The organism is Streptomyces sp. NPDC023157, assembly GCF_055560575.1.
The window spans coordinates 841,814-856,180 of the sequence record NZ_JBVHIL010000001.1 but is presented as its reverse complement, the minus strand read 5'-3'; the positions used below and the strand labels follow the sequence as shown (position 1 = coordinate 856,180).

15 protein-coding genes are annotated in these 14,367 nt (G+C 71.7%); 8 read left to right on the top strand and 7 right to left on the bottom strand.

Annotation, left to right across the window (positions count from 1 at the left end):
* Positions 1-13 precede the first annotated feature (13 nt).
* The 6 genes from ACZ3ZE_RS04000 to rfbB all read right to left on the bottom strand — a co-directional run bounded on the left by ACZ3ZE_RS04000 (position 14) and on the right by rfbB (position 5,304).
* Positions 14-919 (bottom strand): glycosyltransferase family 2 protein, encoded by a 906-nt coding sequence (locus tag ACZ3ZE_RS04000; protein ID WP_361163181.1) that lies wholly within the window; start codon positions 917-919, stop codon positions 14-16.
* Entirely contained in the window at positions 916-1,650 is a 735-nt protein-coding gene (locus ACZ3ZE_RS03995) for a glycosyltransferase family 2 protein (RefSeq protein ID WP_361163183.1), read from the bottom strand. The genes ACZ3ZE_RS04000 and ACZ3ZE_RS03995 overlap by 4 nt, the downstream gene beginning before the upstream one ends.
* Complete coding sequence (locus ACZ3ZE_RS03990) at positions 1,647-2,021, bottom strand: DUF2304 domain-containing protein (protein ID WP_329420553.1); 375 nt, start codon at positions 2,019-2,021, stop codon at positions 1,647-1,649. The genes ACZ3ZE_RS03995 and ACZ3ZE_RS03990 overlap by 4 nt, the downstream gene beginning before the upstream one ends.
* 153 nt (positions 2,022-2,174) lie before the next feature.
* Positions 2,175-3,443: a lipopolysaccharide biosynthesis protein gene (locus ACZ3ZE_RS03985; protein ID WP_361163185.1), complete on the bottom strand. Its 1,269-nt coding sequence runs from the start codon at positions 3,441-3,443 to the stop codon at positions 2,175-2,177.
* A complete protein-coding gene (rfbD, locus tag ACZ3ZE_RS03980; protein WP_361622558.1) occupies positions 3,440-4,318 on the bottom strand; it encodes a dTDP-4-dehydrorhamnose reductase in 879 nt (292 codons plus the stop codon). The genes ACZ3ZE_RS03985 and rfbD overlap by 4 nt, the downstream gene beginning before the upstream one ends.
* Positions 4,315-5,304: a dTDP-glucose 4,6-dehydratase gene (gene rfbB / locus ACZ3ZE_RS03975; protein ID WP_361163189.1), complete on the bottom strand. Its 990-nt coding sequence runs from the start codon at positions 5,302-5,304 to the stop codon at positions 4,315-4,317. The genes rfbD and rfbB overlap by 4 nt, the downstream gene beginning before the upstream one ends.
* A 103-nt stretch (positions 5,305-5,407) precedes the next feature.
* Here rfbB and rfbA point away from each other — a divergent pair, with 103 nt between their 5' ends.
* The 8 genes from rfbA to ACZ3ZE_RS03935 all read left to right on the top strand — a co-directional run bounded on the left by rfbA (position 5,408) and on the right by ACZ3ZE_RS03935 (position 13,161).
* Positions 5,408-6,286, top strand: coding sequence for a glucose-1-phosphate thymidylyltransferase RfbA (gene rfbA / locus ACZ3ZE_RS03970; protein ID WP_361163191.1), 879 nt, complete (start codon positions 5,408-5,410; stop codon positions 6,284-6,286).
* An 18-nt stretch (positions 6,287-6,304) separates the two neighbouring features.
* Entirely contained in the window at positions 6,305-6,910 is a 606-nt protein-coding gene (gene rfbC / locus ACZ3ZE_RS03965; protein ID WP_361163193.1) for a dTDP-4-dehydrorhamnose 3,5-epimerase, read from the top strand.
* 106 nt (positions 6,911-7,016) lie between these two features.
* Positions 7,017-8,006, top strand: a complete 990-nt coding sequence (galE, locus tag ACZ3ZE_RS03960) for a UDP-glucose 4-epimerase GalE (protein WP_361163195.1) — start codon at positions 7,017-7,019, stop codon at positions 8,004-8,006.
* Between the two features lie 96 nt (positions 8,007-8,102).
* A complete protein-coding gene (gene proB / locus ACZ3ZE_RS03955; protein WP_361163197.1) occupies positions 8,103-9,203 on the top strand; it encodes a glutamate 5-kinase in 1,101 nt (366 codons plus the stop codon).
* Positions 9,204-9,476: 273 nt separating this feature from the next.
* A complete protein-coding gene (locus tag ACZ3ZE_RS03950; protein ID WP_361163199.1) occupies positions 9,477-9,980 on the top strand; it encodes a hypothetical protein in 504 nt (167 codons plus the stop codon).
* An 88-nt stretch (positions 9,981-10,068) separates the two neighbouring features.
* Positions 10,069-11,352, top strand: coding sequence for a glutamate-5-semialdehyde dehydrogenase (locus ACZ3ZE_RS03945; protein WP_467257242.1), 1,284 nt, complete (start codon positions 10,069-10,071; stop codon positions 11,350-11,352).
* Positions 11,353-11,429: 77 nt separating this feature from the next.
* Complete coding sequence (locus ACZ3ZE_RS03940; RefSeq protein WP_361163202.1) at positions 11,430-12,005, top strand: SCO2584 family spore wall biosynthesis protein; 576 nt, start codon at positions 11,430-11,432, stop codon at positions 12,003-12,005.
* A 79-nt stretch (positions 12,006-12,084) separates the two neighbouring features.
* Entirely contained in the window at positions 12,085-13,161 is a 1,077-nt protein-coding gene (locus tag ACZ3ZE_RS03935; protein WP_467257241.1) for an SCO2583 family membrane protein, read from the top strand.
* Here the strand turns inward: ACZ3ZE_RS03935 and ACZ3ZE_RS03930 are convergent.
* Positions 13,146-14,336, bottom strand: coding sequence for a M48 family metallopeptidase (locus tag ACZ3ZE_RS03930; RefSeq protein WP_467257239.1), 1,191 nt, complete (start codon positions 14,334-14,336; stop codon positions 13,146-13,148). The genes ACZ3ZE_RS03935 and ACZ3ZE_RS03930 overlap by 16 nt on opposite strands.
* Positions 14,337-14,367 lie beyond the last annotated feature (31 nt).

Sequence of the window (14,367 nt, the reverse complement as noted above, 5' to 3'; positions counted from 1 at the left end):
CCCGCTCGGACGGTCACTGCGAGCTGGTCAGGGCATAACCCAGCAGTTTGCGCACGGCGGCCGACTGCCGGTGGCGCAAGGCGCCCGGCACCATGGTCAGCGCGTGCAGCCGCATCGACAGATGACGGCGGGCCGCCTTCGCGGCCTTCGGCCAGCCGTGCAGGTCGAGCTCGTCGGCCACCTCGTTGAAGAACCGCACGGCCTCGCCGAAGCGGGCACCGGAGACGGCCTCGGAGGACGACAGGCTGCCCGAGTGGCGCCGGTAGCGGAAGGCTGTGGCCGGCTCGACCACCAGCTTCTCGCCGCGCCGGATCAGCTCGATGATCAGCGCCAGGTCCTGGATGACCGACAGGTCCTCCCGGAAGCTGACCGCCTTCACGGCGTCGGCCCGCCACACGATCGACGGGAAGTAGAGCCAGTTGCCGCCGAGCAGGTTCGCGGCCAGCGGCTCACCCGAGAGGACCAGGCGGCGCCCGTTGTCCTTCGGCGCGTACAGCCGCTTCTTGACCTCGTCGCCCAGGGTGCTCGACGGGGCGCCGTTCTCGTCGATGACCTCGACGCCCGGCTGGTAGATCGCCGCACCGGGCTCGGCCTCGATCGCGGCGCGCATCGTCGCGACATAGGTCGGCAGCAGCAGGTCGTCACTGCCCAGCATCGAGAAGTGGGTGGACTCGACGAGGTCGACGCACTTGCGGAAGTTCTTGGTGATGCCGAGGTTCTGCTCGTTGCGCAGGTAGCGGACGCGGCTGTCGCCGAGGGAGGCGAACCACTCGGGTACGCCCTCCTCCTTGCCGTCGTCCACGACGGTCAGCCGCCAGTCCTCGTCCGTCTGGTCGAGCACACTGCGGACGGCGGCCTGCATCAGACCGGTGTCGCCGTAGTGCGGCAGCATGATGTCGAGCGTGCGCACCGCCGTCACTTGCTCTTCCCCTTGGGGCCGAGGACGGACCGGCGGCTGAGCGCGAGCAGCAGGATCATGCCGATGCGGCCCAGGTACAGGGTGGCCTTCCACGGCGACTGGCTCGGGGTGCCGGTCGCGCGCGGACGCATCGCGACGGGCACCTGCTCGATCCGGTAGCCGGCCCGGACCACGGCGATGGAGGACTCCACCGTGTCGCCCAGGTACTCCACCGGGTACCAGTGCGCGAAGACGTCGATCAGGTCGCGGTTGGAGGCGCGGAAGCCCGAGGTGACGTCGGTCAGCTTGGTCTTGGCCATGCGCGACAGCCAGAAGGCGAGGACGAGCATCGCCCACTTGCGCGGGCCGCGGGTCTCGTAGTCGCCGGTGCCCGCGAAACGCGCGCCCATGACGAGGTCCGCGCCGCCCTCCAGGCGCGCCAGCAGCTCCGGCACGTTGCGCGGGTCGTGCTGACCGTCCGCGTCGACCTGGATGGCCACGTCGTAGCCCCGGTCGTGCGCGTAGCGGTAGCCGGCGCGCATCGCGCCGCCGACACCGAGGTTGTACGGGAGGGTCATCACGGTCGCGCCGGCACCGCGCGCCACGGCGCTGGTGTCGTCGGCGGAGCCGTCGTCGACGACGAGGACGTCGACGCCGGGGAGGGTCGTGTAGACCTCCTTGACGACGTCGGCGACGCCCTCGGCCTCGTTCCACGCCGGCATGATGATCAGTACGCGCTTGCCGTCGATCACTTGCCGCTCCCCTGACCCGCCGTGTCGGCCTTCTCCGCCAGCTCCTTGCGCAGCTCCGTCACGTCGATGCGCAGCAGAGCCACCTCCTCCGAGAGGGTGCGGCCCTCCTCTTCGAGATGACCCACCTCCCAGCTCAGCTGGAGGCAGACGATGAAGAGGAACGCGACGCTGAGGAAGAGCAGGAGGCTGACGCCGGAGGCGACACCCACCGCGCGGGCGACCGAGTCGAGGCCGCTCGGGAAGAAGCCCAGCGGGATGATCACCAGGCCGGTGAGCACCCACAGGAACGCGTACTTCTCCTTGAGCTTGCGGCGGCGCAGCAGCTCCACGATGCACGCGACGAGAAAGACTCCGGTGACCGAAGTCAGCATCCACAACTTCATGCGTGGCTCCGGTGTAGGGGACGACTCATGGAAAGGGCCTGTCTACTCTTCCAGGGGTGGGCGGCTGGAGAAGGAGCCACCGGGATTGCAGTCCACTGTCCGTCGCGATGGTCACGGAGAGTGAGGGAATGGTGATCATTCCTATGAGTGCACCGAACGGTAGCCTACACGAGAGCGAAGTACGAGAGTCATATAGGTGACGACCGCGAGCGACCCTACGGCATAGGCGACTTCGACCCTCGTGCGCAGCTCCAGCGGACTGAGAGTGACCGCCAGAAGGACGCCCGTTCCCACCACCCACGCGAGCAACTGCTGCCGCGCCGCGCCACTCGTGAGCAGCGCCTGGCCGAGCACCATCGCCAGCATGTAGAGCAGCGTGCCGAGCGACAGCCACGCGAAGTCCACCGGCCCGAGCACGTCCGGCGAACCGAACAGCACCGGCAGCATCACAGGCCCCAGCGCGACCGCGCCGATACCGAACGCCGCCCCGAGACCCGCCGTCAGCCCGCACGCCCGCAGCAGCATCCGCCGGTACGCCGAGGTGTCCCCCTCGGCCTGCGCCGTCGAAAGCCCCGCGAGCAGCGAGGCCTGGAAGGCACCGAACGCGAACAGCGGCACCCGCGCCAGGACCAGCGCCGACAGCAACGCCGCCACCAGGGCGCTGTCGTCCGTCGCGATCAGCTTGGTGCTGATCACCGCGATGTTGACCAGCACCTGGGCGAGCAGCGTCGAACCCACGAGCAGCCCCAGGTGCTCGATCAGCTCCCGCCACTGCGCCGTCGAACCCGCCTTGGCCCCGCGGAACACCGGCGGCAGCGTCACGGCCACCGCGATCAGCGGCGCCACCGTCATCACCGCGGCGAACGCGAAGGCCGAGGTCACCCCGCCAAGGGCCAGAGCCACGGACAGCACGATCCGCAGCAGCCCGTCGAGGCCGAGCTGCAGCCCGTACGCCTCGAAACGGCCGAGCCCCGCCAGCACACCCCGGGTCACATAGGCGACCGCCAGCGCCGCGAAGGCGCCGCCGACCGCGAGGACCAGGCTCTCGTCCCCGTGGAAGAAGAGGTCCGCGAGCGGCCCGGCGAACAGGGCCAGCGGCAGCAGCACCGCCACCAGCAGCCCGAACGAGAGCGCCGCGCCGCGCCGCAGCACGGGCAGCGCCCCGTCGCCGGCCACCACGCGGGCGGCCACCACCCGGGTGATCTCCTGCTCGACCGGGAAGAACAGTCCCAGGCCGAGGGAGGCCACCGCGGTCCACAGGACCGAGAAGCTGGCCATGTCGTCGACGGAGAGCGAGTGGCCCGCCGCCGCGAGGTGCACGTAGCTGGCCCCGCCCAGCACCACGGTGCCGATGCCGACGAAGGCGGTGCCGCGGGGCAGCGCCGTTCCGATCCGGTCGAGCAGACTCACGCGCCGGACCGTCCCGGAGCCATGACCCGCAGCGCCTCGGTGAGCTGCTCACGCCAGTGCGGCTGCGCCGCCACGCCCGCCTCGGCCCAGCGCTCGTGCGCGAGGACGCTGAAGGACGGCCGGCGCGCCGGGCGCACGAACTTGTCCGAGGTCGTCGGCCGCACCCGCTCCGGGTCCAGACCGGTCAGCTCGAAGGCCGCCCGCGCCAGGTCGAACCAGGTCGCCGTGTCGGAGGCCGTGCCGTGGTAGACGCCCGCCGGGGCCTTGCCCGCCACGGCCGCCTCGCCCAGCTCCCGCAGCTGGCGGGCCAGCGCACGGGTCCAGGTCGGCTGGCCGCGCTGGTCGTCGACCACGTCGACGGTGTCGAGCCGCTCGGCCAGGCCCAGCATCGTCGACACGAAGTTGCGGCCGTGCGCCCCGTACAGCCACGCGGTGCGCACCACGTAGCCGCGCTCGGGCAGCAGCTCGGTGACGGCCAGCTCGCCCGCCAGCTTGCTGCGGCCGTAGGCGTTCACCGGGGCGGTGGGCGCGTCGTGCCGGTACGGCTCGGTGGCGTCGCCCGGGAAGACGTAGTCCGTGGAGACCTGGATCAGCACGGCGCCGCTCTCGGCGCACGCGGCCGCCAGGGCACGCGGCCCGTCGCCGTTGATCCGGGTGGCCGCGGCCTCCTCGGTCTCGGCGCCGTCGACATCGGTCCACGCGGCGGCGTTGACCACCACGTCATGACCGGCCACCGCCGCGCGGACCGCGGCGGCGTCGGTGACGTCCAGCTCCCGGCGGGTCAGCGCGGTGTACTCCACGCCGCCCTCCGCGAGCACCTCGGCGAGGTCGCGGCCGAGCATTCCGGCCGCACCGGTGATCAGCCAGCGGCTCATGCGGACAGCGCCGCCTTCGCCTTCAGCGGCTCCCACCAGGCGCGGTTGTCGCGGTACCACTGCACGGTGGTGGCGAGGCCCTGCTCGAAGGTGACCTGCGGCGTGTAGCCGAGCTCCTCCTGGATCTTGGCGATCGACAGGGAGTAGCGCAGGTCGTGGCCCTTGCGGTCCTCGACGTGCTCGACCATGTCCCAGCCGGCGCCGCAGGCGTCGAGCAGGAGACCGGTGAGCTCCTTGTTGGTGACCTCGGTGCCGCCGCCGATGTGGTAGATCTCGCCGGCGCGGCCGCCGCGCAGCACCATCTCGATGCCACGGCAGTGGTCGGAGACGTGCAGCCAGTCGCGGATGTTGAGGCCCTCGCCGTAGAGCGGCACCTTCTTCCCGTCCAGCAGGTTCGTGGTGAACAGCGGGATCATCTTCTCGGGGAAGTGGTACTGCCCGTAGTTGTTGGAGCAGCGCGTCACGACGACGTCCATGCCGTGCGTGCGGTGGTACGAGAGGGCCAGCAGGTCCGAACCCGCCTTGGAGGCCGAGTACGGCGAGTTCGGCGCGAGCGGCCAGTCCTCGGTCCAGGAGCCCTCGGAGATCGAGCCGTAGACCTCGTCCGTGGAGACGTGGACGAAACGGCCGACGCCGTGGCGCTTGGCGGAGTCCAGCAGGACCTGGGTGCCCAGCACGTTCGTCGTGACGAACGGCGAGGCGTCCAGGATCGAGCGGTCCACGTGGGACTCGGCCGCGAAGTGCACGACCGCGTCCTGGCCGCGCATCGCGTCGTCGACGGTCGCGTAGTCGCGGATGTCGCCCTGGACGAAGGTGTAGCCGGGCTTGTCCGCCACCGGGGCGAGGTTCGCCTCGTTGCCGGAGTAGGTCAGGTTGTCCAGGACGGTGACCTGGGCGCCCTGGCCCGAGGGCAGCTCTTCGGAGAGCAGTGCCCGCACGAACTGTGAACCGATGAACCCGGCGCCGCCGGTGACGAGAATCTTCATAAGGGCCACCATTCTATGGGGTGGGCTTCGCGCACCGTTCCGTGGCCGTTCTCACGGGCGTGATGGTGAACGGCCGCGTGGGGCTGCCGTAGGCTGCGTGCCCATGCGTGGAATTTTGCTTGCCGGTGGTACCGGCTCCCGACTGTGGCCGATCACCCGAGCCGTGTCGAAGCAGCTGATGCCGGTCTTCGACAAGCCGATGATCTATTACCCCCTGTCGACCCTCGTGATGGCGGGGATCCGGGACATTCTGATCATCACCGGTCCGGAGGAGCGCCCCCAGTTCGAGCGGCTTCTGGGAGACGGGTCCGATTTCGGACTCGACATCCAGTTCGCCACCCAGGAGCACCCCAACGGAATTGCCGAGGCTTTCGTCATCGGCGAGGAATTCATCGGTGACGAGCCCGTCGCGCTGATCCTCGGCGACAACATCTTCCACGGCGTCGGCCTCGGCCGGCAGCTCGCGGACTACCGGCAGCCCGACGGCGGAGTGGTCTTCGCCCACGCCGTCTCCGACCCCACCGCCTACGGTGTCGTCGACTTCGACGAGAACGGCGTCGCCCGTTCCATCGAGGAGAAGCCGAAGAACCCGAAGTCCCGCTACGCGGTGCCGGGCCTCTACTTCTACGACAGCCGGGTCGTCGAGATCGCCAAGGGCCTCAAGCCCAGCGGTCGCGGCGAGCTGGAGATCACCGACGTCAACAAGCACTACCTCGACCGCGGCGAGCTCCAGGTCTCGGTCCTCGACCGCGGCACCGTCTGGCTCGACACCGGCACCTTCCAGTCGCTCGTCCAGGCCTCCGAGTACGTCCGCGTGGTCGAGGAGCGCCAGGGCATGAAGATCGGCTGCCTCGAAGAGGCCGCCTGGCGCGCCGGGTTCATCGACGACGAGCAGCTGCGCGCCCTCGCCCAGCCGCTGACCAAGAGCGGCTACGGCGACTACCTGATCGACCTGCTGGCCTACGAGGCCGAGAAGGCCTGAGAGGAACCGATCGTTTCCATGAAGGTCAACCCCCTTGGTATCGAGGGCGCCTGGGAGTTCGTCCCGCAGCAGTTCGGGGACGCCCGGGGCCTCTTCCTGGAGTGGTACAAGGCCGAGCGCATGGCCGAGGCCGTCGGCCACCCGCTCGACCTGAAGCAGGGCAACCTCTCCGTCTCCTCCGCCGGTGTCGTCCGCGGCATCCACTTCGCCGACGTCCCGCCCGGCCAGGCCAAGTACGTGACCTGCGTCCGCGGCGCGGTGCTCGACATCATCGTCGACGTACGGGTCGGCTCGCCGACCTTCGGCAAGTGGGAGGCCGTGCGCCTCGACGACCAGGACCGCAAGGCCGTCTACCTCTCCGAGGGCCTCGGCCACGGCTTCTGCGCGCTCACCGACGACGCGACCGTCACCTACCTCTGCTCCGAGGGCTACGCCCCGGAGCGGGAGCGCACGGTCCACCCGCTCGACCCGGAGATCGGCATCGAGTGGCCGGTCGACGGCGTGCCCGAGCTGTCCGCCAAGGACACCGAGGGCCCGACCCTCGCGCAGGCGCGCGAGGCCGGCATCCTGCCGGTGTACGAGGAGTGCGTGGCCTTCCGCGCCTCGCTCGCCCAGCGCGGCTGAGCCCCCGGCCACCGCACCACCCGCTCGTGACGACGGCCCGGCGCCTCCCCTCGGGGATACCGCCGGGCCGCCGTCGTTCCGTACCGCTTCGCGTTAGGCTGCCCGAATGACGTGGCTCATCACCGGCGGCGCCGGCTACATCGGTTCCCATGTCGTCAAGTCCATGACCGAGGCCGGTGAGCGGGTGGTCGTCCTGGACGACCTCTCCTCCGGCGACCCGGCCAGAGTCCCCGAGGGCGTGCCGCTGGAGCGCGGCACCGTCCTCGACCGGGCCTTCCTCGACCGGGTCCTCGCCGCGCACGGGATCCGCGGGATCGTCCACCTCGCCGCGAAGAAGGCCGTCGGCGAATCCGTCGAACGCCCCCTCCACTACTACCGCGAGAACGTGTCGGGCCTCCAGGTCCTGCTCGAAGCGGCCGCCGCGGCCGGCGTCGACTCCTTTCTCTTCTCCTCCTCCGCCTCGGTCTACGGGATGCCCGACACCGACCTGGTCACCGAGGACACCCCCTGCGCGCCGCTCAGCCCGTACGGCGAGACCAAGGTCGCCGGCGAGTGGATGGTCCGCTCCGTCGGCCGGGCCCACTCCATGGCCACCGCCTGCCTGCGCTACTTCAACGTCGCGGGCACCGCCACCCCCGAACTCGCCGACACCGGCTTCTTCAACCTCGTCCCCATGGTCTTCCAGCGCCTCGACGCCGGGCAGCGGCCGCTGGTCTTCGGCGACGACTACGCCACCCCCGACGGCACCTGCGTCCGCGACTACATCCATGTCGCCGACCTCGCCGAGGCCCATCTGGCCGCCGCCCGCCGCCTCGCCGAGCTGGCCGCGGCCGGGGACCACCGGGACCTCACGCTCAACATCGGGCGCGGGGAGGGCGTTTCGGTACGGGAGATGATGGACCTGATCCGCGAGGTCACCGGCCGCCCCGTCGAACCCGAGACCGTCGCCCGCCGCCCCGGCGACCCCGCGAAGGTGGTCGCCTCCGCCGAGCGGATCTCCGCCGAGCTGGGCTGGAAGGCCCGCCACGACGTCCGCTCCATGATCGCCTCGGCCTGGGCGGCGCACACCGGCGGCACCGTCCAGCCCGCGGAATAGAGGGGCACCGCGGAAACGCACTCGCGTAGATTGCGCGACGGACAGCCGAGGCGAGCAGGACTGGGGTCGACGCAGGTGACAGTGGCAAGGCAGTACGTGACGGAAGCCCGCAGGATCGTCGTGAAGGTCGGCTCCTCCTCGCTGACCACCGCCTCCGGCGGCCTCGACGCCGACCGGGTCGACGCCCTCGTCGACGTGCTCGCCAAGGTCCGCAGCGGCGGCGAGAAGGAGATCGTCCTGGTCTCCTCCGGCGCCATCGCCGCCGGTCTCGCCCCGCTCGGCCTGACCCGCCGCCCCAAGGACCTCGCCCGGCAGCAGGCCGCCGCCAGCGTCGGCCAGGGCCTGCTCGTCGCCCGCTACACCGCCTCCTTCGCGCGCTATGGCGTCCGCGTCGGGCAGGTCCTGCTCACCACCGACGACACCAGCCGCCGCGCGCACTACCGCAACGCCTACCGGACCCTCGACCAGCTGCTCGCCATGGGTGCCCTGCCGGTCGTCAACGAGAACGACACCGTCGCCACGGACGAGATCCGCTTCGGCGACAACGACCGGCTCGCCGCCCTCGTCGCCCACCTCGTCCGCGCCGACCTGCTGGTCCTCCTCTCCGACGTGGACGGCCTCTACGACGGCGACCCGGCCAAGCCCGGCACCGCGAGGATCGCCGAGGTCACCGGGCCCGCCGACATCGCCCACGTCGAGATCGGCTCGGCCGGCAAGGCGGGCGTCGGCACCGGCGGCATGGTCACCAAGGTCGAGGCCGCCCGGATCGCCGCCGCCGCCGGCATCCCCGTCGTCCTGACCTCCGCGAGCCGCGCCGCCGACGCCCTCGCCGGCCGCGACACCGGCACCTACTTCCACCGCACCGGCCGCCGCTCCGCCGACCGGCTCCTGTGGCTCGCGCACGCCTCCACCCCGCGGGGCGCGCTGACCCTCGACGACGGCGCCGTGCGGGCCGTGGTCGAGGGCAAGAAGTCGCTCCTGGCGGCCGGGATCGCCGCCGTCGAGGGCGAGTTCATCGCCGGCGACCCCGTCGAGCTGCGCGACACCGGGGGCCGCGCGGTCGCCCGCGGTCTGGTCAACTTCGACGCCAAGGAACTGCCCCGGCTCCTCGGCCGCTCCACCCACGACCTGGCCAGGGAACTCGGCCCGGAGTACGAGCGCGAGGTCGTCCACCGCGACGACCTGGTCGTGATGTGAACCGGGGCCCTCGCGGGCCGGCGCCCCGCGGGCAGGGGCCCCGCGGACCGGGGCCCTGTCAACCGGATGCCCGCCAATGGCGTCCTGGGAAACGACGTCCTGTGAACCGAAACGGCTGAAAGTCTGGTCATCCGGTAGGGACCTTTACCAAAACCGCCCCACGCACCGCCCCGGGCTGGTCAACTTTGTCTCGGGGGCACGGAAGAGGGCGGGGAACACCAGCACGCGCACACGCAGCAGCACGCAGCACAGGCATCACACAGGAGGCCGCCGGTGAGACGAGCGCGCCCAGGGGCAATGCCCCGCGGGTCGGCCGAACGCGCCCTGACGAGCGTCGAGGCCGGAGCCGACTTCGACGACTTCGACGGGTCCGACGGGTCCGACGAGTCCGATACGACAGCAGAGACGACGGGCGCCCAGGTTCCGGAGCGGGAACTGTCCAAGCTCTGGCACATCACCCTCAGCGTCTCCGGCGCGGAGGCTCCGCTGAAGGAGGTGCGCCGTGCCCTGGAACAGCTGGCCCACGACCACCCCTTCCTGCTGACCAGCCGCTACGCCAACGACCACGCCGAGATCCGCTACTGGGAGGAGGCCCGCGACCTCCACGACGCCGCGGCCGTCGCCCTGCGCCTGTGGGGCGAGCACCGGCAGAGCGCCAAGCTGCCGCCCTGGGAGATCGTCGGCCTGGAAGTGATCGACCGGGAGACCTACCACCAGCGGATCGCCGAGGGCTACGGCCCCCCGCCGGCCGCCCCGGTGGGCGTCCACCCGTACTGACGGGCGTCACACCCGGCGCACGTCTCGCAGTACGGGACGGGCCAGGCATCGTGAGGGATGTCCGCAGAGGTGCCAGTACCCTGCGGGCATGACCTCGCTCACGCCCTTCGACAACATGTCCCCGGTCACCCAGGCCGCCTACCGGGCCCGCGGCGCCGCCGCCGAAATCGCGCCACTCCCGCGCGCGACGAAGGACGACGCCCTGCTCGCCGTCGCGGACGCCCTGGAGGTCCGCACGGCCGAGATCGTCGAGGCCAACGCCGAGGACGTCGCCCGCGCCCGCGAGGCCGGCACCAGCGAGTCCGTCATCGACCGCCTCACCCTCACCCCCGAGCGGGTGCGGGCCATCGCCGAGGACGTCCGGCACGTGGCCGCCCTGCCCGACCCGGTCGGCGAGGTCGTCCGCGGCTCCACCCTCCCCAACGGCATCGACCTGCGTCAGGTCCGCGTCCCGCTCGGCGTCGTCGGCATCATCTACGAGGCCCGGCCCAACGTCACCGTCGACGCCGCCGCCCTCTGCCTCAAGTCCGGCAACGCCGTCCTGCTCCGCGGCTCCTCCTCCGCGTACTCCTCCAACGCCGCCCTGGTGAAGGTCCTGCGCGACGCCGTCGGCGGCGCCGGACTGCCCGCCGACGCCATCCAGCTCGTGCCCGGCGAGTCCCGCGAGTCCGTGCGCGAGCTGATGCGCGCCCGCGGCCTGGTCGACGTCCTGATCCCGCGCGGCGGCGCCTCCCTGATCCGCACGGTCGTCGAGGAGTCCACCGTCCCGGTCATCGAGACCGGCACCGGCAACTGCCACGTCTACGTCGACGCCCAGACCGACCTGGACATGGCCGTCGAGATCCTGGTCAACTCCAAGGCCCACCGGGTCAGCGTCTGCAACGCCGCCGAGACCCTCCTGGTCCACCAGGACATCGCCGCCGCCTTCCTGCCCCGGGCCCTGGACGCCCTCGCCGAGGCCGGCGTCACCGTCCACGCCGACGAGCGGGTCCTCGCCCACGCGGGGGGCACCAAGGCCACCGTCGTCCCGGCCACCCCCGAGGACTGGGAGACCGAGTACCTCTCCTACGACATCGCCGCCGCCGTCGTCGACTCCCTCGACAAGGCCGTCGAGCACATCCGGCTCTGGTCCTCCGGCCACACCGAGGCCATCGTCACCACCTCCCAGGCCGCGGCCCGCCGCTTCACCCAGCTGGTCGACTCGACCACGGTCGCCGTGAACGCCTCCACCCGCTTCACGGACGGCGGACAGTTCGGCTTCGGCGCCGAGATCGGCATCTCCACCCAGAAGCTGCACGCCCGGGGCCCCATGGGCCTTCCGGAGCTCACCTCCACCAAGTACATCGTGACCGGCGACGGTCACGTCCGGTAACCGGAACGCCGTATCCGGGGCAGGGACAGTTCGCGCTCTCCCTGCCCAAAACCCCCTCCCCGGTCTACTCTGAAACCGTGCCGGACGACGTGGGGGGCACGCCGTTCCCGAACGGCGGAGACCCCGAGGACCCTGTCGACCGCGGAGGCGCGGACGACTTCGCCGCCGTGGTCTTCGACGAGGACTTCGTCCGGGCCGCCACCGTCCACGAGCCGACCGCCGTCGAGCGCCTGCTCGCCGCCGCCCAGGCCCGCGCCGAGGCCGAAGCGGCCCGCGCCCGGGCCGTCGCCGGACTCGCCGACGACGAGCTCTACGAGGACGGCTACGGCCTCGAACCGCGCCGCTACACGGACGGCTACGACCCGGACACCGCCGAGGACGACTTCGGCCCCTACGGCCCCCACGGCGGCGCCCTGCGCCCCTACCGGGGCAGCGCCCGCTGGCACCGTCCGGTCGCCTGGGTGCTCGCCCTGGTGATGGGCGTCGGCATGGTCGCCCTCGCCTTCAGCGCGGTCTACCGAGGAGCCTCCGCCAACCGCCAGGACCGCATCCCGCCGCCGGCCACCAGCGGCGTCGACAAGCCCCGCGCCGTCCCGTCGGCCGGCACCGTGTCCTCCGCGCCCGCCGTTCCGGCCGCGCCCGGCGCCCCCTGACCCCCGTCCGTCGGACTTCGTCGGAAGTTGTCGCGCACCTCGGCGTTTACTGGGGCTTCCGCAGACCTACCCTGAAGGTATGGCAGGGCGTGGCGACCCGCCTGAGGGGACCCCCGAGGGGCTCCCCGGCGGTGAGGACGAGTACCGAGCCGTCGTCTTCGACGAGGCGTTCGTCCGCGCTGCCCGGCTCCAGGAGTACTCCGCCCGGGAGCGGATGGGGGAGCACGCCCAGGCCGTCAGGTCCCGCCCCTCCTGGGAGGGCCGCAGCGGCTCCCGGCAGGCCCTGATGCTCGTGCTGCTGATCCTGCTGGCCTTCGGCACCGCCGTCTATCTCGGCGTCCGCAACCCCTATCAGCCCCCCGTCGACCAGCGGGCCGAACCGCTGCGGACCGCGGTCGTCCCGCTCGCCCCGCAGGGCTCCGTGACGGGCGGCGAACCCGACCGGCTGTTCGCCCACAGCCCCGCCGCCGCGTACCCCAGCGGCGCCGCCGGGATCAACTTCCCGCTGACCGGCCGCACCCCCCACTTCTCCGAGAGCCAGGTCCTGTCCGCCCTCGGCATCGCCAAGGAGTACCTGGTCGCCTCCTCCCTCGAACCCGGCGTCCTCACCGGCGCGACCGTCCGCCCGGCCCGGATCCTGATCGACCCGGACCAGCTGGAGCAGTTCGACCGGAGCGTCGAGCAGCCCCGGGACGACGGCCGGCACGCCGTCGCCGGCTGGCTCGTGCGCTTCGACCCCCACCAGGTGGCCCTCGCCGCCCCCACCGCCCGCGTCCACGGCACCCTGCACGTCCAGGAGGTCGACACCGACCTCCTGGAGGTCACGGCGGACCACACCTTCACCTACGCCGTCCGCCCCGCCACCACCGGCACCGGCCCGGCACCCCAGGCATCCCTGTTCACCGTCCACCGCGAGCTGCACTTCCGCTTCGACCGCGAGGACCTTCGGATGCACCGCGCGGAGCTGCTCAGCAGCACCGTCCAGGCCGGCCCGCAGTCCTGCGACGCCGACCCCACCGGCTCCCTGCACCCGCTGCTCGCGGGCCAGCGCGCCGACCGGTCCCGCCAGGGCGTCACCGACCCGTACGCCACGGGCCGGCCCACCACCTCCGCGCTCTGCGGGACGCTGGCCCGGAGCGCTCAGCCCTCGCTCTGACCACCCTTGGCCCCGGGGCCGCCCTGACCGCCCTGACCGCCCTGACCGTCACGGTCCGTGCCGTCGGTGGCGCTGCCGCTGCCGCTGCCGCTGCCAGTGCCGGTGCCGGTGCCAGCGCCTGTGCCGTTGCCAGCGCCGCCGCCGAAGCGGCCGAACAGCTTGCCGCCCAGGTCGCCCGCGAGGTCCCCGGCGCCGCCGGCTATGTCGTTGACCAGCTTCATCAGCGGATCCTTGCTGCCGCGCACCGTGTCGGCGTAGTGCCGCCCCGACTCGCGGAAGGAGTCGGTCACCGAGGCGTCCTTGTCCTCGGACCGCTTCGGGTAGTGCCCGTCCATGATCCGCTGGTAGTCCCGGGTCTCGGACCACTTCTTCAGCTCGGCCGCCCGGACCGTGGTGAAGGGGTGCGAGCGCGGCAGCACGTTGAGGATCTTCAGCACGGAGTCGCGCAGGTCGCCGCCCTTCTCGTACTCGTCGGCCTGGGCGAGGAAGGCGTCCACGTTCATCTCGTGCAGGTGGTTGCCGCCGGCGATCTTCATCAGGCCGCGCATGGAGGCCTGGACGTCCTGTCCCACGAGCAGCCCCGCGCGGTCCGCCGAGAGCTCCGACTTGCGGAACCACTCGCGCAGTGCCGTCACGATCGCCATGATCGCCACGTTGCCCAGCGGTATCCAGGCGACCTTCACGGCCAGGCTGGTGAGGAAGAGCAGGATCGTCCGGTACACGGAGTGGCCCGACAGCGCGTGGCCCACCTCGTGGCCGACGACGGCCCGCATCTCCTCCTCGTCGAGCAGCTCCACCAGGCCGGTGGTGACCACGATGATCGGCTCGTCCAGGCCGATGCACATCGCGTTGGGCTTGGGGTCCTGCGTGACGTACATCGGCGGGACCTTCTCCAGGTCCAGGATGTAACACGCGTCCCGCAGCATGTCGTTGAGATGGGAGAACTGCGCGTCGCTCACCCGCACGGAGTCGGAGAGGAACAGCAGCCGCAGGCTCCGCTCGGGCAGCAGCCCGCTCAGGGCCTTGAAGACGGTGTCGAAGCCGCTCAGCTTGCGCAGCGCGACCAGGGCCGAGCGGTCGGCCGGGTGCTCGTAGGCCCGCGAGGAGATACCGGCGAAGCGCTTGCGCTGCCGCCCGGGAAGGTTCTCGTGCCCGTTGTTGGTCTGCTCGGTCATGGATGCCCCCAATTCGTACGAGTCGGTGCTC

What these genes read in the sequence shown, in the direction of transcription:
- rfbD (WP_361622558.1), bottom strand. Translation starts at nt 4,318, where the DNA reads ATGAGCCGCTGGCTGATCACCGGTGCGGCCGGAATGCTCGGCCGCGAC.
- ACZ3ZE_RS03990 (WP_329420553.1), bottom strand. Translation starts at nt 2,021, where the DNA reads ATGCTGACTTCGGTCACCGGAGTCTTTCTCGTCGCGTGCATCGTGGAG.
- ACZ3ZE_RS03945 (WP_467257242.1), top strand. Translation starts at nt 10,069, where the DNA reads ATGACCTCGCTCACGCCCTTCGACAACATGTCCCCGGTCACCCAGGCC.
- rfbA (WP_361163191.1), top strand. Translation starts at nt 5,408, where the DNA reads ATGCGTGGAATTTTGCTTGCCGGTGGTACCGGCTCCCGACTGTGGCCG.
- ACZ3ZE_RS03930 (WP_467257239.1), bottom strand. Translation starts at nt 14,336, where the DNA reads ATGACCGAGCAGACCAACAACGGGCACGAGAACCTTCCCGGGCGGCAG.
- ACZ3ZE_RS03935 (WP_467257241.1), top strand. Translation starts at nt 12,085, where the DNA reads ATGGCAGGGCGTGGCGACCCGCCTGAGGGGACCCCCGAGGGGCTCCCC.
- rfbB (WP_361163189.1), bottom strand. Translation starts at nt 5,304, where the DNA reads ATGAAGATTCTCGTCACCGGCGGCGCCGGGTTCATCGGTTCACAGTTC.
- galE (WP_361163195.1), top strand. Translation starts at nt 7,017, where the DNA reads ATGACGTGGCTCATCACCGGCGGCGCCGGCTACATCGGTTCCCATGTC.
- rfbC (WP_361163193.1), top strand. Translation starts at nt 6,305, where the DNA reads ATGAAGGTCAACCCCCTTGGTATCGAGGGCGCCTGGGAGTTCGTCCCG.